Source organism: Streptomyces triticirhizae (assembly GCF_003696235.1).
In the GTDB taxonomy this organism is placed as follows: domain Bacteria; phylum Actinomycetota; class Actinomycetes; order Streptomycetales; family Streptomycetaceae; genus Streptomyces; species Streptomyces triticirhizae.
This window is the reverse complement of record NZ_RFFJ01000098.1, coordinates 1-23,183: the sequence shown is the minus strand read 5'-3', so window position 1 is coordinate 23,183 and position 23,183 is coordinate 1. Positions and strand designations below refer to the sequence as shown.

Annotated in this window: 23 protein-coding genes; 22 read left to right on the top strand and 1 reads right to left on the bottom strand. The window is 73.6% G+C overall.

Features of this window, described 5'->3' with window-relative positions:
- Positions 1–177: 177 nt before the first annotated feature.
- From aroC to nusB, 8 genes are all read left to right on the top strand, one after another.
- Positions 178–1,362 carry a chorismate synthase gene (gene aroC, locus EBN88_RS17650; RefSeq protein ID WP_122184854.1) on the top strand — a complete coding sequence of 395 codons (1,185 nt, stop codon included), beginning with the start codon at positions 178–180 and terminating at the stop codon, positions 1,360–1,362.
- Positions 1,359–1,874: a shikimate kinase gene (locus tag EBN88_RS17645; protein WP_122184853.1), complete on the top strand. Its 516-nt coding sequence runs from the start codon at positions 1,359–1,361 to the stop codon at positions 1,872–1,874. The genes aroC and EBN88_RS17645 overlap by 4 nt, the downstream gene beginning before the upstream one ends.
- A complete protein-coding gene (gene aroB, locus EBN88_RS17640) occupies positions 1,871–3,025 on the top strand; it encodes a 3-dehydroquinate synthase (RefSeq protein ID WP_122184852.1) in 1,155 nt (384 codons plus the stop codon). Before EBN88_RS17645 ends, aroB begins: the two co-directional genes overlap by 4 nt.
- A 36-nt stretch (positions 3,026–3,061) precedes the next feature.
- Positions 3,062–3,523, top strand: a complete 462-nt coding sequence (aroQ, locus tag EBN88_RS17635) for a type II 3-dehydroquinate dehydratase (protein WP_122184851.1) — start codon at positions 3,062–3,064, stop codon at positions 3,521–3,523.
- Between the two features lie 54 nt (positions 3,524–3,577).
- Complete coding sequence (locus EBN88_RS17630; protein WP_407703423.1) at positions 3,578–4,333, top strand: AAA family ATPase; 756 nt, start codon at positions 3,578–3,580, stop codon at positions 4,331–4,333.
- Positions 4,334–4,421: 88 nt separating this feature from the next.
- Entirely contained in the window at positions 4,422–5,528 is a 1,107-nt protein-coding gene (locus EBN88_RS17625) for an aminopeptidase P family protein (protein WP_122184849.1), read from the top strand.
- A 69-nt stretch (positions 5,529–5,597) separates the two neighbouring features.
- A complete protein-coding gene (efp, locus tag EBN88_RS17620) occupies positions 5,598–6,164 on the top strand; it encodes an elongation factor P (RefSeq protein WP_122184848.1) in 567 nt (188 codons plus the stop codon).
- A gap of 2 nt (positions 6,165–6,166) precedes the next feature.
- Positions 6,167–6,592 (top strand): transcription antitermination factor NusB, encoded by a 426-nt coding sequence (gene nusB / locus EBN88_RS17615; RefSeq protein ID WP_122184847.1) that lies wholly within the window; start codon positions 6,167–6,169, stop codon positions 6,590–6,592.
- 621 nt (positions 6,593–7,213) lie between these two features.
- On the opposite strand, the gene bldD is transcribed toward nusB, so the two are convergent.
- The gene (gene bldD / locus EBN88_RS17610) at positions 7,214–7,714 is read right to left on the bottom strand and encodes a transcriptional regulator BldD (RefSeq protein WP_122184846.1); all 501 of its coding nucleotides are present in this window, start codon (positions 7,712–7,714) and stop codon (positions 7,214–7,216) included.
- A 196-nt stretch (positions 7,715–7,910) separates the two neighbouring features.
- On the opposite strand from bldD, the gene pyrR reads away from it, so the two are divergent.
- The 14 genes from pyrR to EBN88_RS17540 form a co-directional block, all read left to right on the top strand.
- Positions 7,911–8,480 (top strand): bifunctional pyr operon transcriptional regulator/uracil phosphoribosyltransferase PyrR, encoded by a 570-nt coding sequence (pyrR, locus tag EBN88_RS17605; protein ID WP_122184845.1) that lies wholly within the window; start codon positions 7,911–7,913, stop codon positions 8,478–8,480.
- 75 nt (positions 8,481–8,555) lie between these two features.
- Positions 8,556–9,572, top strand: coding sequence for an aspartate carbamoyltransferase catalytic subunit (locus tag EBN88_RS17600; protein ID WP_122184844.1), 1,017 nt, complete (start codon positions 8,556–8,558; stop codon positions 9,570–9,572).
- A complete protein-coding gene (locus EBN88_RS17595; RefSeq protein WP_122184843.1) occupies positions 9,569–10,864 on the top strand; it encodes a dihydroorotase in 1,296 nt (431 codons plus the stop codon). The genes EBN88_RS17600 and EBN88_RS17595 overlap by 4 nt, the downstream gene beginning before the upstream one ends.
- On the top strand, positions 10,861–11,517 hold the full coding sequence (locus EBN88_RS17590; RefSeq protein ID WP_122184842.1) for a PH-like domain-containing protein: 657 nt from the start codon (positions 10,861–10,863) through the stop codon (positions 11,515–11,517). The genes EBN88_RS17595 and EBN88_RS17590 overlap by 4 nt, the downstream gene beginning before the upstream one ends.
- Positions 11,514–12,659, top strand: coding sequence for a glutamine-hydrolyzing carbamoyl-phosphate synthase small subunit (gene carA / locus EBN88_RS17585; RefSeq protein WP_122184841.1), 1,146 nt, complete (start codon positions 11,514–11,516; stop codon positions 12,657–12,659). The genes EBN88_RS17590 and carA overlap by 4 nt, the downstream gene beginning before the upstream one ends.
- On the top strand, positions 12,652–15,978 hold the full coding sequence (carB, locus tag EBN88_RS17580; protein ID WP_122184840.1) for a carbamoyl-phosphate synthase large subunit: 3,327 nt from the start codon (positions 12,652–12,654) through the stop codon (positions 15,976–15,978). The genes carA and carB overlap by 8 nt, the downstream gene beginning before the upstream one ends.
- Positions 15,975–17,105 (top strand): quinone-dependent dihydroorotate dehydrogenase, encoded by a 1,131-nt coding sequence (locus EBN88_RS17575; RefSeq protein ID WP_122184839.1) that lies wholly within the window; start codon positions 15,975–15,977, stop codon positions 17,103–17,105. Before carB ends, EBN88_RS17575 begins: the two co-directional genes overlap by 4 nt.
- Complete coding sequence (gene pyrF / locus EBN88_RS17570; RefSeq protein WP_267902572.1) at positions 17,102–17,968, top strand: orotidine-5'-phosphate decarboxylase; 867 nt, start codon at positions 17,102–17,104, stop codon at positions 17,966–17,968. The genes EBN88_RS17575 and pyrF overlap by 4 nt, the downstream gene beginning before the upstream one ends.
- Positions 17,969–18,361: 393 nt before the next feature.
- Entirely contained in the window at positions 18,362–18,682 is a 321-nt protein-coding gene (locus tag EBN88_RS17565; protein WP_062215601.1) for an integration host factor, read from the top strand.
- A gap of 75 nt (positions 18,683–18,757) precedes the next feature.
- The gene (gmk, locus tag EBN88_RS17560; protein ID WP_122184838.1) at positions 18,758–19,309 is read left to right on the top strand and encodes a guanylate kinase; all 552 of its coding nucleotides are present in this window, start codon (positions 18,758–18,760) and stop codon (positions 19,307–19,309) included.
- A 61-nt stretch (positions 19,310–19,370) separates the two neighbouring features.
- On the top strand, positions 19,371–19,643 hold the full coding sequence (gene rpoZ, locus EBN88_RS17555) for a DNA-directed RNA polymerase subunit omega (protein ID WP_062215606.1): 273 nt from the start codon (positions 19,371–19,373) through the stop codon (positions 19,641–19,643).
- A 187-nt stretch (positions 19,644–19,830) separates the two neighbouring features.
- Entirely contained in the window at positions 19,831–21,042 is a 1,212-nt protein-coding gene (gene coaBC, locus EBN88_RS17550; protein WP_122184837.1) for a bifunctional phosphopantothenoylcysteine decarboxylase/phosphopantothenate--cysteine ligase CoaBC, read from the top strand.
- A gap of 190 nt (positions 21,043–21,232) precedes the next feature.
- On the top strand, positions 21,233–22,441 hold the full coding sequence (gene metK / locus EBN88_RS17545; RefSeq protein ID WP_122184836.1) for a methionine adenosyltransferase: 1,209 nt from the start codon (positions 21,233–21,235) through the stop codon (positions 22,439–22,441).
- Between the two features lie 76 nt (positions 22,442–22,517).
- The coding region (locus EBN88_RS17540) for a primosomal protein N' family DNA-binding protein (protein WP_456114802.1) at positions 22,518–23,183 on the top strand (666 nt) is incomplete at its 3' end.

The following is a 23,183-nucleotide window of genomic DNA, read 5'->3' as shown; positions in this document are numbered from 1 at the left end:
GCCGGGGGCGCCACCGTCTCGCGGCGGCGGCGCCCCGGCGCCGTCGCCGCCCGCGCGGCCGGCCCGTCTCGGTCGGCAGACGGGTGAGCTGGCCGCGGGCCGGACGTGGGAGGATCGGGGCACACGCCGGGTCGAACCGCTGAAGACGCTGAAGAGTCGAACATCCGAGGAGCACCGTTGAGCAGGCTGCGCTGGCTGACGGCGGGGGAGTCACACGGCCCCGCACTCGTCGCGACGTTGGAGGGGCTGCCCGCCGGGGTGCCGATCACCACCGACCTGGTCGCCGACGCGCTGGCCCGTCGGCGCCTGGGCTACGGTCGCGGCGCCCGGATGAAGTTCGAGCGGGACGAGGTCACGTTCCTCGGCGGCGTGCGGCACGGGCGCACCCTCGGCTCGCCGGTCGCGATCATGGTCGGCAACACCGAGTGGCCCAAGTGGGAGAAGGTGATGGCCGCCGACCCGGTGGACCCGGCCGAGCTGGCCGAGCTGGCCCGCAACGCCCCGCTCACCCGCCCCCGCCCCGGCCACGCCGACCTCGCCGGGATGCAGAAGTACGGCGTGGACGACGCCCGCCCCGTCCTGGAGCGCGCCTCCGCCCGCGAGACGGCCGCCCGCGTGGCGCTCGGCGCCGTCGCCCGCTCCTACCTGAAGGAGACCACCGGCGTCGAACTCGTCTCGCACGTCGTGGAGTTGGGCGGCGCCAAGGCGCCCGCCGGGACGCTGCCGCGCCCCGAGGACGTCGCCGCGCTGGACGCCGACCCGGTGCGCTGCCTGGACGCCGAGGCCAGCAAGGCGATGGTCGAGGTCATCGACCAGGCCCACAAGGACGGTGACACCCTCGGCGGCGTCGTCGAGGTGGTCGCCTACGGCGTTCCGGTCGGCCTCGGTTCGCATGTGCACTGGGACCGCCGGCTCGACGCCCGGCTGGCCGCCGCCCTGATGGGCATCCAGGCCATCAAGGGCGTGGAGTTGGGCGACGGATTCGACCTGGCGCGCGTCCCCGGTTCGCAGGCCCACGACGAGATCGTCAGCACCCCCGACGGCATCCGCCGCGCCTCCGGCCGCTCCGGCGGGACGGAGGGCGGCCTGTCCACCGGCGAGGTGCTGCGGGTGCGCGCCGCGATGAAGCCCATCGCCACCGTGCCCAGGGCGCTGGCCACCGTGGACGTCGCCACCGGCGAGGCCACCAGGGCACACCACCAGCGTTCCGACGTGTGCGCCGTGCCGGCGGCCGGGATCGTCGCCGAGGCGATGGTGGCGCTGGTCCTCGCCGACGCCGTCGCCGAGAAGTTCGGCGGCGACAACGTCGTCGAGACCCGCCGCAACGTCACCGGCTACCTCGACAACCTGGAGATCAGGTGAGTACCCCGGCCGTCATCCTGGTCGGCCCGCCCGGCTCGGGGAAGACGACCGTCGGCGCCGTCATCGCCGGGCGGCTCGGCGTCGAACTGCGGGACACCGACGCCGACGTCGAGCGAGCGGCCGGCAAGCCCATCCCGGAGATCTTCCTGGAGGACGGCGAGCCGCGCTTCCGCGCGTGGGAGGCCGAGGCGGTCCGCCGCGCGGTCGCCGAGCACACCGGGGTGCTCGCGCTGGGCGGCGGCGCGGTGCTCGACCCGGCCACCCGCGCCCTGCTCCTCGGGCTGCCCGTCGTCTTCCTCGACGTGGCGCTGGCCGAGGCGGTCCGCCGCGTCGGCCTCGACGTGCCCCGCCCGCTGCTCGCCGTCAACCCCCGGCAGCGCTGGCGCACCCTGATGGAGGAGCGCCGCCCCTGGTACACCGAGGTGGCCCGGGCCGTGGTGCCCACGGCCGACCGCACCCCGGACGAGGTGGCCACCGCCGTTCTCGACGCATTGGAGCGCCACCCAGCATGAGCAGCGCCACCCCTCACGAGGAGCCGGCTCAGGGCACGCCGGCCCAGGAGCCCGCTCACGAGCCGGCCGCGCCGCTGCGGGTCGCCGTCGGCGGCAGCGCCGGCACCGCCCCCTACGAGGTGCTGATCGGCCGTCAACTGCTGGGCGAACTGCCCGGGTTGATCGGAACGTCCGCCCAGCGGGTCGCCGTGCTGCACCCGGAGGCCCTGGCCGAGACCGGGCAGGCGGTCCGCGAGGACCTGGCCGCCCAGGGCTACCAGGCGATCGCCATCGAGGTGCCCAACGCGGAGGACGCCAAGCAGGCCGAGGTCGCCGCCTACTGCTGGCAGGCGCTGGGCCAGACCGGCTTCACGCGCTCCGACGTGATCGTCGGCGTCGGCGGCGGCGCCACCACCGACCTGGCCGGCTTCGTCGCCGCGACCTGGCTGCGCGGCGTCCGCTGGATCGCGGTGCCCACCACCGTGCTCGGCATGGTCGACGCGGCCGTCGGCGGCAAGACAGGCATCAACACCGCCGAGGGCAAGAACCTGGTCGGCGCCTTCCACCCGCCGGCCGGCGTGCTGTGCGACCTGGCCGCGCTCGACTCGCTGCCCGTCCACGACTACGTGTCGGGCCTGGCCGAGGTCATCAAGGCGGGCTTCATCGCCGACCCCCGCATCCTGGAGCTGGTCGAGTCCGACCCCGAGGCCGCCAGGACCCCGGCCGGGCCGCACACCGCCGAGCTGATCGAGCGTTCCATCCGGGTCAAGGCCGAGGTCGTCTCCGAGGACCTGAGGGAGTCCGGCCGCCGGGAGATCCTCAACTACGGCCACACCCTGGCGCACGCCATCGAGAAGAACGAGCGCTACCGCTGGCGGCACGGCGCCGCCGTCTCCGTCGGCATGGTCTTCGCCGCCGAACTCGGCCGGATCGCCGGCCGGTTGGACGAGGAGACCGCCACCAGGCACCGCAAGGTGCTCGCCTCCGTCGGGCTGCCGGTGACCTACCGGGGCGACCAGTGGCCGAAGCTGCTGGAGACCATGCGGATCGACAAGAAGACCAGGGGCGACCGGCTGCGGTTCATCGTGCTCGACGGGCTGGCCAGGCCGACCGTGCTGGAGGGCCCGGACCCGGCCGCGCTGCTGGCCGCGCACGCGGAGATCGCGGCATGACCGCCACGGCGGGGCACGGCGGGGGGAGCTGAGAGCGTGAGGGGCGAACGGACCACCGGCGCCCGCCGGGTGCTGGTGCTCAACGGGCCCAACCTGGGCCGACTGGGATCCCGGGAGCCCGACGTCTACGGCAGCACCTCCTACGCCGGGCTGGTCGAGCGCTGTGGCGCGCTCGGCGCCGAGCTGGGGTTCGCCGTCGAGGTGCGGGAGACCAACGACGAGGGGGAGATGATCCGTTGGCTGCACGAGGCGGCCGACGGGGAGCTGCCCGTGGTGCTCAACCCGGGCGCGTTCACCCACTACTCGTACGGGATGCGGGACGCGGCGGCGCAGCGCACCGCGCCGCTGATCGAGGTGCACATCTCCAACCCGCACCGGCGGGAGGAGTTCCGGCACACCTCGGTCGTCGCCGAGGTGGCGACGGGCACGATCGCCGGGTTCGGCATCGACTCCTACCTGCTGGCGCTGCGCGCGCTGGCGGCGGAGCCGGCGGGCTGAGACGTTCGCCGACCGGCCGCCGCCTCCCGGACCCGGGCGGGGGAACGGTACCGTGTGTCACACCGGAACGGGTGCGCGAGCCGGGGGTTCGCGCAGGGGAGAAGACGGAGTGGGAAGCGGATGCAGCAGCCCGGTGGAATGCCCACGCCACCGCCCGCGCCGCTGGACGGCGGCACGACCGGGTACATCCAACTGCCGCCGGGCCACGCGGTCCCGGCCCCGACCCCGGCCGCCGCGCTGCCGGACGTCCACCACGCGGGCGTCGCCGTGCTGTTGATCGGCCCGGCCGGCGCGGGCAAGACCACGGTCGCCCGGTTCTGGGCGGAGCGCCGCCGGGTGCCCACCGCCCACATCAGCCTGGACGACGTGCGCGAGTGGGTGCGCTCCGGCTTCGCCGACCCGCGCACCGGCTGGGACGACAGCTCCGAGGCGCAGTACCGGCTGGCCCGCAGGACCTGCGGCTTCGCCGCCCGCAACTTCCTGGCCAACGGCATCTCCTGCATCCTGGACGACGCCGTCTTCCCCGACCGCCCGGCCGTCGGCCTGGGCGGCTGGAAGCGCCATGTGGGCCCCGGCCTGATCCCGGTGGTGCTGCTGCCCGGCCTCGACGTGGTGCTGGAGCGGAACGCGGCGCGCACCGGCACCCGGCGGCTCTCCGACGAGGAGGTCGCCACCATCCACGGCCGGATGGCCGGCTGGTACGGCTCGGGCCTGCCCATCATCGACAACTCCCGGCACGACGTGGCCACCACCGCCCGGATGTTGGACGACGCGGTCACCCGCAGCCTGCACAGCCCCCCGCCGTGGTGACCGAGGCGCGCGGGGCCGTGGCGCGGGCCGCCGCTCGTTAGGACGCCTTCAGGCGGCCATGCCCGCCGCCGCTGCGTAGGCTCGACGCATGTCCGAGGTTCACGCGGCTCGACGATCCTGGCTGCGCGCCCGCTGTTCCCCGCAGAACGGCGCCGCCGTCGTCGCCAGGCCGGCCAACGTCCGCTATCTGGTCGGTTCGGCCCCCGCCGGCGCCGCGCTGCTCGTGCGCCAGTCGGGGGGTGACGTGCTGCTGGGCCACTGGGACCCGGCCGAGAGCCCGGGCGGGCCGCTGGGCGAGTTGGGCGGGCCCAGGATCGTGGCGCTCGACGGCGACGCCGACCCGGTGGAGGCGGCGGTGGCGCTGGCCGTCGAGGAGGGCGCGGGGGAGGTCGCCGTCGAGGAACACCATCTGACCGTGGCCCGGCACCGCGCGCTGCTCGCCGCGGTGCCGGGCGCGCGGCTGACCGACCTCGGCCGGGCGGTCGAGGGGCGGCGGGTGGTCAAGGACGATGACGAGATCGCCGCGCTGCGGGCGGCGGCCGAGATCACCGACCGGGCGCTGGGCGAGCTGCTGGAGTCCATCCTGGTGGGCCGCACGGAGCGACATCTGGCGCTGGAGCTGGAGCGGCGGCTGGTCGACCACGGCGCGGACGGGCCCGCGTTCCCCACCTCGGTGGCCACCGGCAGCCACTCGGGCCTGGCCGGGCACCGGCCCACCGACCGCAGGGTGGAGGAGGGCGACTTCCTGACCGTGCGGCTGGGGGCGCGCTTCCGTGGCTACCGCTGCCGGATCGGGCGGACCTTCGTCATCGGCACCAGCCCGGCCGACTGGCAGATCGAGTTGTACGACGTGGTCTTCGCCGCCCAGCGGGCCGCGCGCGAGGCGCTGGCCCCAGGCGCCGACTACCGGGCCGTGGACCGGGCGGCCCGCGAGGTGCTGACCGCCGCCGGCCACGGCAAGGCGCTCGGCCCGGTCACCGGCTACGGGGTGGGGCTGGAAATCGGGGAGGACCCTCGGTTGGGCCCCTCGGCCATGGGTAGACTGAGCGCTTGTGTTCCGGTCACCGTCGAGCCGGGGGTGCATCTCCCAGGCCGGGGCGGGGTCCGGATCGACGACACACTCGTCGTCCGCCCGTCGGCGGACGGCGGACCCGAGCTACTCACCATCACGACCAAGGAACTCCTGGCTCTGTGAAGCCCAGCCGGCAGCGGACCGGGAGTCGCTGGTCGGTCCACTGCGGCAGCCTCAGGAGAATCCACGACCGTGGCCACCACGAACGACCTCAAGAACGGCATGGTGCTCAAGCTCGACGGGGGCCAGCTGTGGTCCGTAGTCGAGTTCCAGCACGTCAAGCCCGGCAAGGGCGGCGCCTTCGTGCGCACCAAGCTCAAGCATGTGCTCACCGGCAAGGTGGTGGACAAGACGTTCAACGCCGGTACCAAGGTCGAGACGGCCACGGTCGACCGTCGCGCGATGCAGTTCTCCTACAAGGACGGCGCCGACTTCGTCTTCATGGACACCTCGACCTACGACCAGCTGCCGATCAACCCGGAGACGGTGGGTGACGCGGCCAACTACCTGCTGGAGGGCCAGGACTGCACGGTCGCCATCTACGAGGAGGCCCCGCTCTTCGTGGAGCTTCCGGCCGCCGTCGAGCTGGTCGTCGAGTACACCGAGCCGGGCGTCCAGGGCGACCGCTCCACCGGCGGCACCAAGCCGGCGAAGCTGGAGACCGGCTACGAGATCGGCGTGCCGCTCTTCATCACCACCGGCGAGAAGATCAAGGTCGACACCCGCTCCGGCGAATACCTTGGCCGGGTGAACAGCTAACCGTGGCTGCCCGCAGCAAGGCGCGCAAACGAGCCCTTCAGATCCTCTTCGAGGCCGACCAGCGCGGGGCCAAGCCGCACGAGGTCCTCGCGGACTGGGCACGGCTGGCCACCACCGACGAACGGCAGCCGCCGGTCAGCGAGTTCAGCAGGCGGCTGGTGGAGGGCTACGCCGAGCGGGCCGAGCGGATCGACGAGCTGCTCGCCCAGTACACCGTGGGTTGGCCGCTGGACCGGATGCCGGTCGTCGACCGGAACATCCTGCGGCTGTCCGCCTACGAGCTGATCTGGGAGGACGAGACGCCCGACGCGGTGGTGCTTGACGAGGCCGTGCAGCTGGCGCGGGAGTTCTCCACGGAGGAGTCCCCAGGCTTCGTCAACGGGCTGCTGGGGCGGCTGAAGGACCTCAAGCCCACCCTTCGCCGCTGAGTCCTGGCCGGACGGGCTTTCCGGACCGGCGCGCGCCGCGCGCTCCGCGACGCGGCGGGCCGGGCTCCCCCGAGCCCCTCGGGCCTGGGGTCCCGCCGTCTCCGGCGGGTTCCCCGTGGCCTTCGGGCCGGCGCCCGCTCCCCGCGCGGCGGGGGAGCGATGCGATTGCGGCGGCACGGCGGGGAGTCCGGGCCCTTCGGGCCCCCGCCCTCCACGCCGCGTGAGCCGTGCGGCGGAACGGCGAGACGCTCCGGGGCCCCGGAGTCTGGCGGGTTGCCCGCCCGGGCGGCGAGCCCTCTCGGCTGGGGACCGGATCACCGAGCGTGCGGGCGCGGAGCGGTGAAACGGCAAGGCGCCCGGGGGAGTTGAGCCCCGCGTGGCGTGCGCGGCGCGCGGCGCCTCCCGGCCGGGCTTCCCGAGGCCGAGCCCGGGCGCCGCGGATCGGCCGCCCGTGGTGGCGCCCCGCGCGTGTGGTGGCGCGGCAACGCGGCGGGGTGTCCCGGCCCGGGCCGGGATTCCCCCCCGGGCCCCAGGGCCCGGGGGCACGTCATCGCCGTGGGCGACCGTGGGCGGCGAGCCCAGACGGGCTCGGGCCGGGCCCCCAGGGGCCCGGCCCTCCGCTCAGCCCTCCTCGACCTGGACGGCCCGCCGCGCGTCCGCGCCCAGGACGCCCCAGCTGATCAGCTGCTCGGTCAGGACCGAGGGCGACTGGTCGTAGATCACGGCGAGGGTGCGCAGGTCGTCCTGGCGGATCGAGAGCACCTTGCCGTTGTAGTCGCCGCGCTGGCTCTGGATGGTGGCGGTGTAACGCTGGAGCGGGCCGGCCTTGTCGCTCGGGACGTTGGCCAGGCGCTCCAGGTCGAGCACCAGCTTCGGCGGCGGCTCGGCGGCGCCCCCGGGCGTCGAGCCCGGCAGCAGCTCCTGCACCGGCACTCCGTAGAACTCCGCCAGCTCCGCGAGGCGCTGCACGGTCACGGCCCGGTCGCCGCGCTCGTAGGAACCGACCACCACGGCCTTCCACCGGCCCTGGGACTTCTCCTCGACCCCGTGAAGCGACAGACCCTGCTGGGTGCGGATGGCCCGAAGCTTGGCTCCGAGCTGTTTGGCGTATTCGCTGGACATGTGTCTCCCCGGACGGCTTTTCGTAACTCACTGTGAGGTTACGCAGCGTGATATCTCTCGTCAAGCCGAGGCCAGAGAGTTCTTTCTGACCTGGGGCGATGCGGAGCGTGCGAAACGCCCTGATAGGGTCACACTCGTTCCACCCGACATCCTTTAACGGCCGTCCCGTGAGGCGGTCAAGGAGGTCCGTACGACCATGAGCGACAACGACACGAGCCCGGCCCGCTCCGTTCTGGAGGCGCCGGACATCGCGCGGGCACTGACCCGCATCGCGCACGAGATCGTCGAGCGCGCCAAGGGCGCGGACGACGTGCTGCTGCTGGGAATCCCCACCCGGGGCGTCTTCCTGGCCCGCCGGTTGGCGGACCGGCTCCACGAGATCACCGGCGGCCCCGTCCCGCACGGCTCACTCGACATCACGATGTACCGCGACGACCTGCGGCTGCGCCCGGCCCGCGCGCTGGGCCGCACCGAGATCCCGGACGGCGGGATCGACGGCCGGCTGGTCGTCCTGGTCGACGACGTGCTCTTCTCCGGCCGCACCATCAGGGCCGCCCTCGACGCGCTCGGCGACATCGGCCGGCCCCGCGCCGTGCAGTTGGCCGTGCTGGTCGACCGGGGCCACCGCGAGCTGCCGATCCGCGCCGACTACGTCGGGAAGAACATCCCGACCTCGCTGCGGGAGACCGTGAAGGTCAGGCTCACCGAGGAGGACGGCCGCGACGGCGTGCTGCTCGGCACGCGCGCGCCCGACGCGGGGCGGTAGCGCCCCCGCGCGTCACGCCCGTACCCGGCGCACCCCCGAACACCGGCACCCTCCTGCCCTCTGGGAAGGCTCACGATGAAGCACCACCTCATCTCGGCCGCCGACCTCACCCGTGACGACGCCGTGCTGATCCTCGACACCGCCGAGGAGCTGTCCCGCGTCGCAGGCCGGCCGATCAAGAAGCTCCCCACGCTGCGCGGCCGCACCGTGGTCAACCTGTTCTTCGAGGACTCCACCAGGACCCGGATCTCCTTCGAGGCCGCCGCCAAGCGGCTGTCCGCCGACGTGATCAACTTCTCGGCCAAGGGCTCCTCGGTCTCCAAGGGCGAGTCGCTCAAGGACACCGCGCTGACCCTGGAGGCCATGGGCGCCGACGCCGTGGTCATCCGCCACCACGACTCCGGCGCCCCCCACCGGCTCGCCACCTCCGGCTGGATCGGCGGCCATGTCGTCAACGCCGGCGACGGCACCCACGAACACCCCACCCAGGCGCTGCTGGACGCGTTCGCGCTGCGCCGCCGGCTGGTCGCCGGCGAACTGGGCGCCGACCTCACCGGGCGGCGGGTCACCATCGTCGGCGACATCCTGCACAGCCGCGTCGCCCGCTCCAACGTGCGGCTGCTGACCACGCTGGGCGCCGAGGTCACCGTCGTCGCCCCGCCCACCCTGCTGCCGGTCGGCGTGGAGAGCTGGCCGTGCGCCGTCTCCTACGACCTGGACGCCGTCCTCCCCGACTCCGACGCCGTGATGATGCTGCGGGTCCAGCGGGAGCGGATGAACGCCGCCTTCTTCCCCACCGAGCGCGAGTACGCCCGCCGCTACGGCCTCGACGGGGAACGGATGGCCCGGATGCCCGAGCACGCCGTCGTGATGCACCCGGGCCCGATGAACCGGGGCATGGAGATCACCGCCGAGGTCGCCGACTCGCCCCGCTGCACGGTCGTCGAGCAGGTCTCCGCCGGGGTGAGCGTCCGGATGGCCGTCCTGTACCTGCTGCTGGGCGGCGCCGGCCCGACCGGCGACGAGGCCACGGCAGCCGCGAGTTCCACCGCCGTCACCGGCGCCGAAGCGACACGAGGGAAGCGAGCATGAGCCACACCCAGCGGACCCTGATCCGAGGCGCGAAGGTCCTGGGCGGCCCCGCCCGCGACGTGTTGATCGACGGGGAGACCATCGCCGAGGTCGGCGCCGGGCTGACCGCCGGGGGCGCCACCGTCGTCGAGGCCGAGGGCCGCGTGCTGCTGCCCGGGCTGGTCGACCTCCACACCCACCTGCGGGAGCCGGGCCGCGAGGACTCCGAGACGGTCCTCACCGGCACCAGGGCGGCGGCGTCCGGCGGCTTCACCGCCGTGCACGCCATGGCCAACACGTTCCCCGTCGCCGACACCGCCGGCGTCGTCGAGCAGGTCTGGCGTCTGGGCCTCGCCTCCGGCTACTGCGACGTGCGGCCGGTCGGCGCCGTCACCGTCGGCCTGGGCGGCAGGCAGCTCGCCGAGCTGGGCGCGATGCACGACTCCGCCGCCGGCGTCGTGGTCTTCTCCGACGACGGCAAGTGCGTGGACGACGCCGTGATCATGCGGCGCGCCCTGGAGTACGTGAAGGCGTTCGACGGCGTCATCGCCCAGCACGCGCAGGAGCCCCGGCTCACCGAGGGCGCCCAGATGAACGAGGGCGTGGTCTCCGCCGAGCTGGGCCTGGCCGGCTGGCCGGCCGTCGCCGAGGAGTCGATCATCGCCAGGGACGTGCTGCTGGCCGCCCACGTCGGCTCCCGGGTGCACGTCTGCCACCTGTCGACGGCCGGCTCCGTCGAGCTGGTCCGCTGGGCCAAGTCCAAGGGCTGGCAGGTCACCGCCGAGGTCACCCCGCACCACCTGCTGCTCACCGACGAGCTGGTCCGTTCCTACGACCCGGTCTACAAGGTCAACCCGCCGCTGCGCACCGAGCGGGACGTGCTGGCGCTGCGCGAGGCGCTGGCCGACGGCACCATCGACTGTGTGGCCACCGACCATGCCCCGCACCCCCACGAGGACAAGGACTGCGAGTGGGGCGCCGCCGCCATGGGGATGGTCGGCCTGGAGACCGCGCTGTCCGTGGTGCAGCACACCATGGTCGACACCGGCCTGCTCGACTGGTCCCAGGTCGCCGACCGCATGTCGACCCGCCCCGCCGCCATCGGCCGGGTCGCCGGCCACGGCCGGCCCGTCGCCCCCGGCGAGCCGGCGAACCTCACGCTCGTCGACCAGGACCACCGCGCCCCCGTCGATCCGGCGGCCTTCGCCTCCCGCAGCCGCAACAGCCCCTACCGTGGCCTGGAACTGCCCGGCCGGGTCACCGACACCTGGCTGCGCGGCCGGGCCACGCTGCGGAACGGAGCCCTGGTATGACGCTCGGAGCACCCCTGCTGGCCACGCTCGCCGAGGAGGGCGAACGCCGCTCCCAGCCGGTCACCGACTGGGCCGAGCGCATCGGCTGGGTCGTGGGCCTGCTGCTGCTGGTCGCCCTCGTCTACTGGCTGATGCGGCAGGGCTGGAAGTGGCGCGCCACCCTCCAGAGCGACCTGCCGGCCCCCGAGCCGCAGCCCGAGGACCTTCCCGAGGACCCAGCCGAGGCGCGGCTGGCGTTCACCGGCCGCTACCACGGGACGACGGTCGCCGGGCAGTGGCTGGAACGCATCGTCGCCCACGGGCTGGGCGTGCGCAGCCGCGCCGAGGTCACGCTCACCGAGCGGGGCGTGGCCGTGGCCAGGCCCGGCGCGGGGGACTTCCTGATCCCCGCCGACGCCGTGCTGGGCGCCCGCCTCGACAAGGGCATCGCCGGCAAGGTCCTCACCGAGGGCGGCCTGCTGGTGATCACCTGGCGGCTGGGCGAGCGGACGCTGGACACCGGCTTCCGCTCCGACCGGGCCGCCGACCACGCCGCCTGGGTCGAGGCCCTGGGGCACCACCTTCCCGCACCACTCGCACCGCAGCCGCCGGCCGACGGCGCCCGGCCCTCGCACGCGACCGACAACGCGACAGAACCGGAGGGCGCACGATGAACGCCACCAGCCCCACCGGCGGCCGGGTGCCCGCCGAACTCGTCCTGGAGGACGGCCGGGTCTTCACCGGCCGGGCCTACGGCGCGGTGGGGGAGACCCACGGCGAGGCCGTCTTCTCCACCGGCATGACCGGCTACCAGGAGACCCTCACCGACCCCTCCTACCACCGCCAGATCGTGGTGATGACCGCCCCCCACATCGGCAACACCGGCGTCAACGACGAGGACCCCGAGTCCCGCCGGATCTGGGTCGCCGGCTATGTGGTGCGCGACCCCGCCCGCACCCCGTCCAACTGGCGCTCCCGGCGCGGCCTCGACGAGGAGCTGGCCGCCCAGGGCGTCGTCGGCATCCAGGGCGTCGACACCCGCGCCCTCACCCGCCACCTGCGGGAACGCGGCGCGATGCGGTGCGGGATCTTCTCCGGCGAGGCGCTGGCCGACGGGCGCGAGGCCCGGCTGGCCCGGGTCCGCTCCGCCCCGCAGATGGTGGGCGCGCCCCTCTTCGACGAGGTCGCGACCGAGGAGCCCTACGTCGTCCCGGCCGTCGGCGAGCGGCGGTTCACCGTCGCCGCGATCGACCTGGGCATCAAGGGCATGACCCCGCAGCGGATGGCCGAGCGCGGCATCGAGGTCCACGTCCTGCCCGCCACCGCCGACCTGGACGCCGTCTACGCCGCCGAGCCCGACGGGGTGTTCTTCTCCAACGGCCCCGGCGACCCCGGCACCGCCGACCACCCGGTGGAGCTGATGCGCGGCGTGCTGGAGCGCGGCACCCCGCTGTTCGGGATCTGCCTGGGCAACCAGGTCTTCGGCCGCGCCCTCGGCTTCGACACCTACAAGCTCAAGTACGGCCACCGGGGCATCAACCAGCCGGTCAAGGACCTGTCCACCGGAAAGGTCGAGGTGACCGCGCACAACCACGGCTTCGCCGTCGACGCCCCGCTGGAGAAGGCGGCGAAGACCCCGTTCGGGCCCGCCGAGGTCTCCCATGTCTGCCTCAACGACAACGTGGTCGAGGGGCTGCGGCTGGTGGAGAAGCCCGCGTTCAGCGTGCAGTACCACCCCGAGGCGGCCGCCGGGCCGCACGACGCCGCCTACCTGTTCGACCGCTTTGTTTCCCTGATGGAGGGCCAGCGTGCCTAAGCGCACCGATATCCAGTCCGTCCTGGTCATCGGCTCCGGCCCGATCGTCATCGGCCAGGCCGCCGAGTTCGACTACTCCGGCACCCAGGCCTGCCGCGTGCTGCGCGCCGAGGGCCTGCGGGTCGTCCTGGTCAACTCCAACCCGGCGACCATCATGACCGACCCCGAGATCGCCGACGCCACCTATGTCGAGCCGATCACCCCCGAGTACGTCGAGAAGATCATCGCCAAGGAGCGCCCCGACGCGCTGCTCGCCACCCTCGGCGGCCAGACCGCGCTCAACACCGCCGTCGCCCTGCACCGCGACGGCACCCTGGAGCGGTACGGCGTGGAGCTGATCGGCGCCAACGTCGAGGCCATCCACAAGGGCGAGGACCGCGAGCGGTTCAAGGAGGTCGTCGCCGCCGTCAAGGAGCGCATCGGGCACGGCGAGTCCGCCCGTTCCGTCATCTGCCACTCCATGGACGAGGTGCTCGCCGGCGTCGCCGATCTCGGCGGCTACCCGGTCGTCGTCCGCCCCTCCTTCACCATGGGCGGCGCCGGCTCAGGCTTCGCCCACGACGAGGACGAGCTGCGCCGCATCGCCGGCCAGGGCCTGGCGCTCTCCCCGACCACCGAGGTGCTCCTGGAGGAGTCCATCCTCGGCTGGAAGGAGTACGAGCTGGAGCTGATGCGGGACCGCAACGACAACGTGGTGGTCGTCTGCTCCATCGAGAACCTCGACCCGATGGGCGTGCACACCGGCGACTCCATCACCGTCGCCCCCGCCATGACGCTGACCGACCGCGAGTACCAGGTGCTGCGGGACATCGGCATCGCCGTGATCCGCGAGGTCGGCGTCGACACCGGCGGCTGCAACATCCAGTTCGCCGTCAACCCCGACGACGGCCGCATCGTCGTCATCGAGATGAACCCGAGGGTCTCCCGTTCCTCCGCGCTGGCGTCCAAGGCCACCGGCTTCCCGATCGCGAAGATCGCCGCCCGGCTCGCCGTCGGCTACACCCTGGACGAGATCCCCAACGACATCACCCAGGAGACCCCGGCGTCCTTCGAGCCCACCCTCGACTATGTGGTGGTCAAGGTCCCCCGGTTCGCGTTCGAGAAGTTCCCCGCCGCCGACGCCACGCTGACCACCACCATGAAGTCCGTCGGCGAGGCCATGGCCATCGGGCGGAACTTCACCGAGGCGCTCAACAAGGCGCTGCGCTCCATCGAGAAGAAGGACGCGCCCTTCGACTTCGCCGGCAAGCCGGGCGACGCCTCCTCGGAGGACAGGGACCAGCTGCTGCGGCTCGCGGCCACCCCCACCGACGGCCGGCTGGGCACCGTGATGCGGGCCATCCGCGCCGGCGCCACCCCCGACGAGGTCTTCGAGGCCACCCGGATCGACCCGTGGTTCGTCGACCAGCTCTTCCTGATCAAGGAGATCGCCGACGAGCTGGCCGCCGCCGACGAGCTGAGCGCCGAACTCCTCGCCCACGCCAAGCGGCACGGCTTCTCCGACGCCCAGATCGCCGGCATCAGGGGCCTGCGCGAGGACGTGGTGCGCGAGGTGCGGCACGCGCTGGGCGTGCGCCCGGTCTACAAGACGGTCGACACCTGCGCCGCCGAGTTCGCCGCCCGCACCCCCTACCTCTACTCCTCCTACGACGAGGAGACCGAGGTCGCCCCGCGCGAGAAGCCGGCCGTGATCATCCTCGGCTCCGGCCCCAACCGCATCGGCCAGGGCATCGAGTTCGACTACTCCTGCGTCCACGCCTGCTTCGCGCTCAGCGAGGCCGGCTACGAGACCGTGATGGTCAACTGCAACCCGGAGACCGTCTCCACCGACTACGACACCTCCGACCGGCTCTACTTCGAGCCGCTCACCCTGGAGGACGTCCTGGAGATCGTGCACGCCGAGACCCTCGCCGGTCCGGTCGCCGGCGTCCTCGTCCAGCTCGGCGGCCAGACCCCGCTCGGCCTGGCCCAGGCGCTCAAGGACAACGGCGTGCCCATCGTCGGCACCTCGCCCGAGGCGATCAACCTGGCCGAGGAACGCGGCCACTTCGGGCGCGTCCTCGCCGAGGCCGGGCTGCCCGCGCCCAAGTACGGCACCGCGTTCTCCTTCGAGGAGGCCAGCGCCATCGCCGCCGGCATCGGCTACCCCGTGATGGTCCGCCCCAGCTACGTCCTCGGCGGGCGGGGGATGCGGATCGTCTACGACGAGCCCTCGCTTGAGGAGTACCTCCGCCGGCACGCCGGGCTGATCTCCGAACACCCCGTGCTGATCGACCGGTTCCTCGACGACGCCATCGAGATCGACGTCGACGCCCTCTACGACGGCCACGAGCTGTACCTGGGCGGCGTGATGGAGCACATCGAGGAGGCCGGCATCCACTCCGGCGACTCCGCCTGCGCCCTCCCGCCCATCACCCTCGGCGGCCACGACATCAAGCGGCTGCGCGCCTCGACGGAGGCCATCGCCCGGGGCGTCGGGGTGCGCGGGCTGATCAACATCCAGTTCGCGCTCGCCGGCGACATCCTCTACGTGCTGGAGGCCAACCCGCGCGCCTCCCGCACTGTCCCGTTCACCTCCAAGGCCACCGCCGTGCCGCTCGCCAAGGCCGCCGCCCGGATCTCGCTGGGCGCGACCGTCGCCGAGCTGCGCGCCGAGGGGATGCTCCCGGCCGAGGGCGACGGAGGGACGCTCCCGCTGGACGCGCCGATCTCCGTCAAGGAGGCCGTGCTGCCCTGGGCCAGGTTCCGCGACGTGCACGGGCGCGGCGTGGACACCGTCCTCGGCCCGGAGATGCGCTCCACCGGCGAGGTCATGGGCATCGACTCCGTCTTCGGCACCGCCTACGCCAAGTCCCAGGCCGGCGCCTACGGCGCGCTCCCGCTGCGCGGCCGCGCCTTCGTCTCGGTCGCCAACCGCGACAAGCGCGCCGTGGTCTTCCCCGCCCGCGCCCTCGCCGAGCACGGCTTCGAGCTGCTGGCCACCTCGGGCACCGCCGAGATCCTGCGGCGCAACGGCATCGACGCCACCGTGGTGCGCAAGCAGAGCGAGGGCACGGGCCCGGCCGGCGAGCCCACCGTCGTCCAGCTGATCCACGACGGCCAGGTCGACCTGATCGTCAACACCCCCTTCGGCACCGGCGGTCGGCTCGACGGCTACGACATCCGCACCGCCGCCGTCGCCCGGGGCGTGCCCTGCCTGACCACCGTGCAGGCGCTGGCCGCCGCCGTCCAGGGCATCGACGCCCTGCTGCGGGGCGAGGTCGGCGTGGCCTCCCTCCAGGAGCACGCCCAGAAGCTGATCGCGGCGCGCACCCGATGAGCGCCGCCCCAGCCCCTCGCGGCTACCGCCTGCTGTACCGCACGGTGCTGCGCCGGATCGACGCGGAGCGCGCCCACCACGGCGCCTTCGCGCTGATCCGGCTGGCGGGGCGCGTTCCCGGGCTGCGCTCCGCCGTGCGCGCCCGGTACGCGCCCCCCCACCCCACGCTCGCGGTGAACGCGCTGGGGATGCGGCTGCCGGGCCCGTTCGGCCTGGCCGCCGGCTTCGACAAGAACGCCGTCGGCGTCCGTGGACTGGCCCAACTCGGCTTCGACTTCGTCGAGATCGGCACCGTCACCGGACAGCCGCAGCCCGGCAACCCGACGCCCCGGCTCTTCCGCGTCACCGCCGACCGGGCGTTGATCAACCGGATGGGCTTCAACAACGACGGCTCGGCCGCCGTCGCCGCCCGCCTCGCCGCCCTCGGCGAGGACCGCCCGCCCCTCGGCGTCAACATCGGCAAGACCAAGGCCGTCCCCGAATCGGATGCCATCGACGACTACGTCACCAGCACCGAACGGCTCGCCCGCCACGCCGACTACCTCGTCGTCAACGTCTCCTCGCCCAACACCCCCGGGCTGCGCGACCTCCAGGCCACCGAACGGCTGCGCCCGCTGCTGACCGCCGTCCGCGAGGCCGCCGACCGCTCCGTCGCCGACCGGCGCGTCCCGCTGCTGGTCAAGATCGCGCCCGACCTCGCCGACGAGGACCTCGACCAGATCGCCGACCTGGCCGTCGAGTTGGGCCTGGACGGCATCATCGCCACCAACACCACCATCGCCCGCGACGGGCTGCGCGCCGACCCGAAGGCCGTGGCCGCCCTCGGCCCCGGCGGCCTGTCCGGCGCCCCCCTGAAGGAGCGTTCCCTCGCCGTGCTCCGCCGGCTCTACGCCCGGGTCGGGGACCGCGTCACGCTGGTCGGCGTCGGCGGCGTCGTGACCGCCGACGACGTCTGGGAGCGGGTGCTCGCCGGCGCCACCCTGGTGCAGGGCTACAGCGGCTTCATCTACGGCGGACCCGGCTGGACCCGCGCCCTCCACGCGGGCCTGGCCCGGCGGCTGGCGGCCAGCCCCCACACCACCCTCGCCGACGCGGTCGGCGCCGACGTGAGGAGTTCCCGCCCGTGACCGCCCCCACCGCTCCGCCCACGCCCCCGTTCGCCGGCGAGCCGTTCGGCGCCAGGCTGCGGCGCGCCATGGACCAACGCGGACCGCTGTGCGTCGGCATCGACCCGCACCCCGAGCTGCTCGCCGCCTGGCAACTCCCGGACAGCGCCGAGGGACTGGCCCGCTTCGCGGACACCGTGGTCGCGGCGCTCGCCGACCGGGTGGCGGTGCTCAAGCCGCAGTCCGCGTTCTTCGAGCGCCACGGCTCGGCCGGCGTCGCGGTGTTGGAACGGGTGGTCGCCGACGCCAGGTCGGCCGGCGCGCTGGTGCTCCTCGACGTCAAGCGCGGCGACATCGGCTCCACCGTCGCCGCCTACGCCGGCGCGTACTTCGGCGAGGGCGCCCCGCTGCGCTGCGATGCGATCACCCTCACCCCCTATCTCGGCTACGAGTCGCTGCGCCCGGCCCTCGACCGGGCCAGGGCCGACGGCGCCGGCGCGTTCGTGCTGGCCCGCACCTCCAACCCGGAGGGGGCGGCCACCCAGACCGCCCGCACCGAGGCCGGAGTCCCGCTGGCGCAGACGGTGTTGGACCACCTCGCCCGGGAGAACGCCGGCGCCGAGCCCTGGGGCTCCTTCGGCGCCGTGGTGGGCGCGACGGCCCCGGAGTCATCCCTCGAACTGACCATCAACGGCCCGCTGTTGGCTCCGGGCCTGGGCGCCCAGGGCGCCACCGCCGACGACCTGACCCGGGTCTTCGGCGCGGCACTGCCCCAGGTGCTGCCGTCGGCCAGCCGGTCCGTGCTGCGCCGGGGCCCCGACGTCGACGGCCTGCGCGCGGCGGCCGGGCGTGAGGCGGCCGAACTGGCGCGGGTGCTGGCCTGAGGCGACCCCAACGGGCGGACCGTGGGCGCCGGATGGTGGGCAGGGCAGGGCCCGGCTCACCCCGCGCCGGACCGGAGCGGCGCCCGTGGACCGCGCCGAAGAGTCGCCACTCGGTCGTCGTGCGTCACTGAAGAGTCAACGAAACGGCCGCCGAAACGTTCCTGGGGGCGCCAACTCCACGGAAAACCGTGGGCATATATCCGATATGTCGCCGAGGCGGTTCAGCTGACCTGGACTTTTTGTCGATTCTCCCTGACTTATTGCCGTCACGGCCGCTAGTCTCCGTCGAGAGCGGAGCACCCGGGCGCGTTGCTCGTTGCTCCGCTGGTGCGGGGCCACTAGGTTCCTCACCGTTCCATATCCGATCAGTTCGACAACCGAGGTGACGTAGGCGTGGCTCTTCCGCCCCTTACCCCTGAACAGCGCGCAGCCGCGCTTGAGAAGGCCGCCGCGGCTCGCCGGGAGCGCGCCGAGGTCAAGAATCGGCTCAAGCACTCCGGCGCTTCCCTGCACGAGGTCATCAAGCAGGGCCAGGAGAACGACGTCATCGGCAAGATGAAGGTCTCCGCCCTTCTTGAGTCGATGCCGGGCGTCGGCAAGGTCCGCGCCCGCCAGATCATGGAGCGCCTCGGGATCTCCGAGAGCCGTCGCGTCCGTGGCCTTGGCTCCAACCAGATCGCCTCCCTGGAGCGCGAGTTCGGCAGCGGCGCCTGAGCGGCGCCTGATGGCGGGTGCCGCGCTCGTGGACGGGTTTTCGCCACCGAAGCGGGAAGCGGGATAATCGCCGGCATGACCGATCGTTCGCGACTGACCGTGCTCTCCGGCCCCTCGGGGGTCGGCAAGAGCACGGTCGTCGCTCATCTGCGCAGGGCCCACCCGGAGGTGTGGCTGTCCGTCTCGGCCACCACCCGCCACCCACGGCCGGGGGAGCGGCACGGCACGCACTACTACTTCGTCGGCGACGAGGAGTTCGACAAGCTCGTCGCCAATGGCGAGCTGCTGGAGTGGGCCGAGTTCGCCGGCAACCGCTACGGCACACCGCGTCGCGCGGTCGTCGAACGCCTGGAGGCCGGCGAGCCCGTGCTGCTGGAGATCGACCTCCAGGGCGCCCGGCTGGTCCGCGCGTCCATGCCGGACGCCCGGCTCGTCTTCCTCGCGCCGCCCAGCTGGGACGAGCTGGTGCGTCGGCTCACCGGCCGGGGCACGGAGCCGCCCGAGGTCATCGAACGCCGGCTGGCGGTGGCCAGGACCGAGCTGGCCGCCGAGCCCGAGTTCGACGTGACGCTGGTCAACACCTCCGTCGAGGAGGTCTCCGCCGAACTGCTAGCCTTGATTCGTTGAATCCGGGGGCCGCGCCACACGTTGGTCCTACGGTCCCCCGAAACCCACCGGAAGGCAGAGCGTGTCCTCTCCCATCACCACGCCCGAGGGCATCATCAACCCGCCGATCGACGAGCTGCTTGAGGCGACCGACTCCAAGTACAGCCTGGTGATCTACGCGGCCAAGCGCGCCCGGCAGATCAACGCGTACTACTCGCAGCTGGGCGAGGGCCTGCTGGAGTACGTCGGCCCCCTCGTGGACACCCATGTGCACGAGAAGCCGCTGTCCATCTCGCTCCGCGAGATCAACGCGGGTCTGCTCACCTCCGAGGCCATCGAGGGCGCCACGGACTAGGTCGCTTGGCCGGCGGAGACGGGGTGACCACCCTCCCCGCGCCGTCGTCCGCGGCCCCTCGCCCATGCTTCGCGCCGTTCCCCGCGCCCCTGAGGATTCGGGGGCGCGGGGAATCGTTTGAGGAGCGCGCGCCGGGGTGCCGGGTGGGGGCCGAGATCTCAGGAACGTGGGAGTGAGGAGGCGCGCCATGGGGCGACCCGAGGTCGTGCTGGGCGTAGGCGGCGGCATCGCCGCCTACAAGGCGTGCGAGCTGCTGCGCCTGTTCACCGAGTCGGGACACGCGGTCCGCGTGGTGCCCACGGCCTCGGCGCTCCGCTTCGTCGGCGCCCCCACCTGGGCGGCGCTCTCCGGGCGGCCCGTGCACACCGAGGTGTGGGACGACGTCGCCCAGGTGCCGCACGTGCGGATCGGCCGCGAGGCCGACCTCGTGATGATCGCCCCGGCCACCGCCGACCTGCTCGCCAGGGCCGCCACCGGCCGCGCCGACGACCTGCTGACCAACGTCCTCCTCACCACCCGCGCCCCCGTGGTCCTCGCCCCGGCCATGCACACCGAGATGTGGGAGCACCCCGCGACGCGGGAGAACGTGGCCACCCTCCGCCGCCGGGGCGCGGTTGTCGTCGAGCCCGCCGTCGGCCGGCTCACCGGTGCCGACACCGGCAAGGGCCGGCTGCCCGATCCCGCCGCCCTCTTCGAGGTGGCCCGCCGGGTGCTGGCGCGCGGCGTCGCCGCCGCCACCCCCGACCTCGCTGGCCGCCGCGTGGTGATCAGCGCCGGCGGCACCAGGGAGCCGCTGGACCCGGTCCGCTATCTGGGCAACCACTCCTCCGGCAAGCAGGGCTACGCCCTCGCCCGCACCGCCCAGGCCAGGGGCGCCGAGGTCACCCTCGTCGCCGCCAACACCGCGCTGCCGGCGCCCGCCGGCGTGACCGTCGAACCGGTCGGCAGCGCCGAGGAGTTGCGCGCCGCGATGCGGAAGGCGGCCGCCGAGGCCGACGCGGTCGTGATGGCCGCCGCCGTCGCCGACTTCCGCCCCGCCAACCCCGTCGGGCAGAAGATCAAGAAGCGCGACGGCGTGGACCCCGACCCGATCGCCCTGGTCCGCAACCCGGACATCCTCGCCGAGCTGTCCGCCGCACGCCGCCCGGGACAGGTGGTCGTCGGCTTCGCCGCCGAGACGGAGAACGTGCTGGCCGGCGGCCGCGCCAAGCTCGCCCGCAAGGGCTGCGACCTGCTGGTGGTCAACCAGGTCGGCGGCGGCCTCGCCTTCGGCACCGACGAGAACGAGGCGGTCATCCTCGCCGCCGACGGCGACGAGACGCCCGTTCCCCTCGGCCCCAAGGAGGCGCTCGCCGACCGCGTCTGGGACGCCGTCGCGCGCCGCCTGCCAACCCCCTGACCTGCGGCGGACGTTCGCAACCCGGCGCCACCGCCGCCCGGCCCACGCCACGCGCACGACCACCGAGCGTGAATCCGTACGCGGTTCTCTCCGCCAGAGGGGCGCCGTGTGGATACACTGTGCGGTGCCGTGGCCGGTCCCGCCGGACGCGGAAGCATAGTCAGCAGCCGCTGCAACCCCAGGGAGCGTTGTGTCCCGTCGTCTGTTCACCTCAGAGTCCGTGACCGAGGGCCACCCGGACAAGATCGCCGACCAGATCAGCGACACCATTCTGGATGCCCTTCTCACCGAGGACCCGGGCTCCCGGGTCGCCGTCGAAACCATGATCACCACCGGCCTGGTCCATGTCGCCGGCGAGGTCACCACCAAGGCGTACGCGGACATCGCGACCCTGGTGCGGGCCAAGATCCTGGAGATCGGCTACGACTCCTCCAAGAAGGGCTTCGACGGCGCCTCCTGCGGTGTCTCCGTCTCCATCGGCGCCCAGTCGCCCGACATCGCCCAGGGCGTCGACACCGCCTACGAGTCCCGCGTCGGCGGCGCCGAGGACGAGCTGGAGAAGCAGGGCGCCGGCGACCAGGGCCTGATGTTCGGCTACGCCTGCGACGAGACGCCCGAGCTGATGCCGCTCCCCATCCGGCTCGCCCACCGCCTCTCCGGCCGGCTCTCCGAGGTCCGCAGGAACGGCACCATCCCCTACCTGCGGCCCGACGGCAAGACCCAGGTCACCATCGAGTACGACGGCGACAAGGCCGTCCGCCTCGACACCGTGGTGGTCTCCAGCCAGCACGCGGCCGACATCGACCTCGACTCGCTGCTGGCGCCCGACATCCAGGAGTTCGTCGTCGAGCCCGAGCTGAAGGCGCTGCTCGGCGACGGCATCAAGCTGGACACGGAGAACTACCGGCTGCTGGTGAACCCGACCGGCCGGTTCGAGATCGGCGGGCCGATGGGCGACGCCGGGCTGACCGGGCGGAAGATCATCATCGACACCTACGGCGGGATGGCGCGGCACGGCGGTGGCGCGTTCTCCGGCAAGGACCCGTCGAAGGTGGACCGTTCGGCGGCCTACGCGATGCGCTGGGTGGCGAAGAACGTGGTCGCCGCCGGGCTCGCCACCCGCTGCGAGGTGCAGGTCGCCTACGCCATCGGCAAGGCCGAGCCGGTCGGCCTCTTCGTCGAGACCTTCGGCACCGCCTCCGTCCCGGCCGAGCGGATCGAGCAGGCCATCACCGAGGTCTTCGACCTCCGCCCGGCCGCCATCATCCGGGACCTGGACCTGCTGCGGCCCATCTACGCCCAGACCGCCGCCTACGGCCACTTCGGCCGCGAGCTGCCGGACTTCACCTGGGAGCGCACCGACCGCGTCGACGCGCTGCGCGCCGCCGCCGGCCTCTGACGCTCCACGCCGTTCCCTTTGGCACGTCCACCGAAGCGCCGACCGCACTGTCCGAGCCGTCTGATGTACTGGCCGGATGAGTGAGGCCGGCGCTTCGGAGCGTCCGGGCGGGGAGCAACTGGCGCTGATCAGGGCCGCCGTCCGGGAGCGGAAGCTGCCCAGAGCCAGGCCGCGCACCTGGCGCGACGCCCCGCTCGCCGAGCGGCTGCCGGTCGCCCGCGTCCTCGTCGACAAGGGCCTGGTCCACCTCGACCGCTGCTTCGACTACGCCGTGCCCGCCGCTCTCGACGCCGACGCGCAGCCGGGCGTGCGGGTGCGCGTCCGCTTCGGCGCCGGGCAGCGCGACGGCCGCCGCGAGGGCGGCGGCCTGGTCAACGGCTATGTGGTGGAACGCCGCGCCGACAGCGACTTCGCCGGCGTGCTCGCCCCGCTGGCCCAGGTCCTCTCGCCCGAACCGGTGCTCACCCCCGAGCTGTTGGCGCTCTGCCGCGCCGTCGCCGACCGCTGCGCCGGCGCCCTCGCCGACGTGGTGCGGCTCGCGATCCCACCCCGGATGGCCAAGGCCGAACGCGTCCCCACGCCCGAGCCTCCGCCGCTGCCCGCGCCGCCGGCGCCGGGCGGCTGGTCACGTTACCCGCACGGCGCCGCGTTCCTCACGGCGCTCGCCGAGGGACGCGCGCCCCGCGCCGTGTGGACCGCGCTTCCCGGGCCGCGCTGGCCCCACGAGCTGGCCACCGCGCTG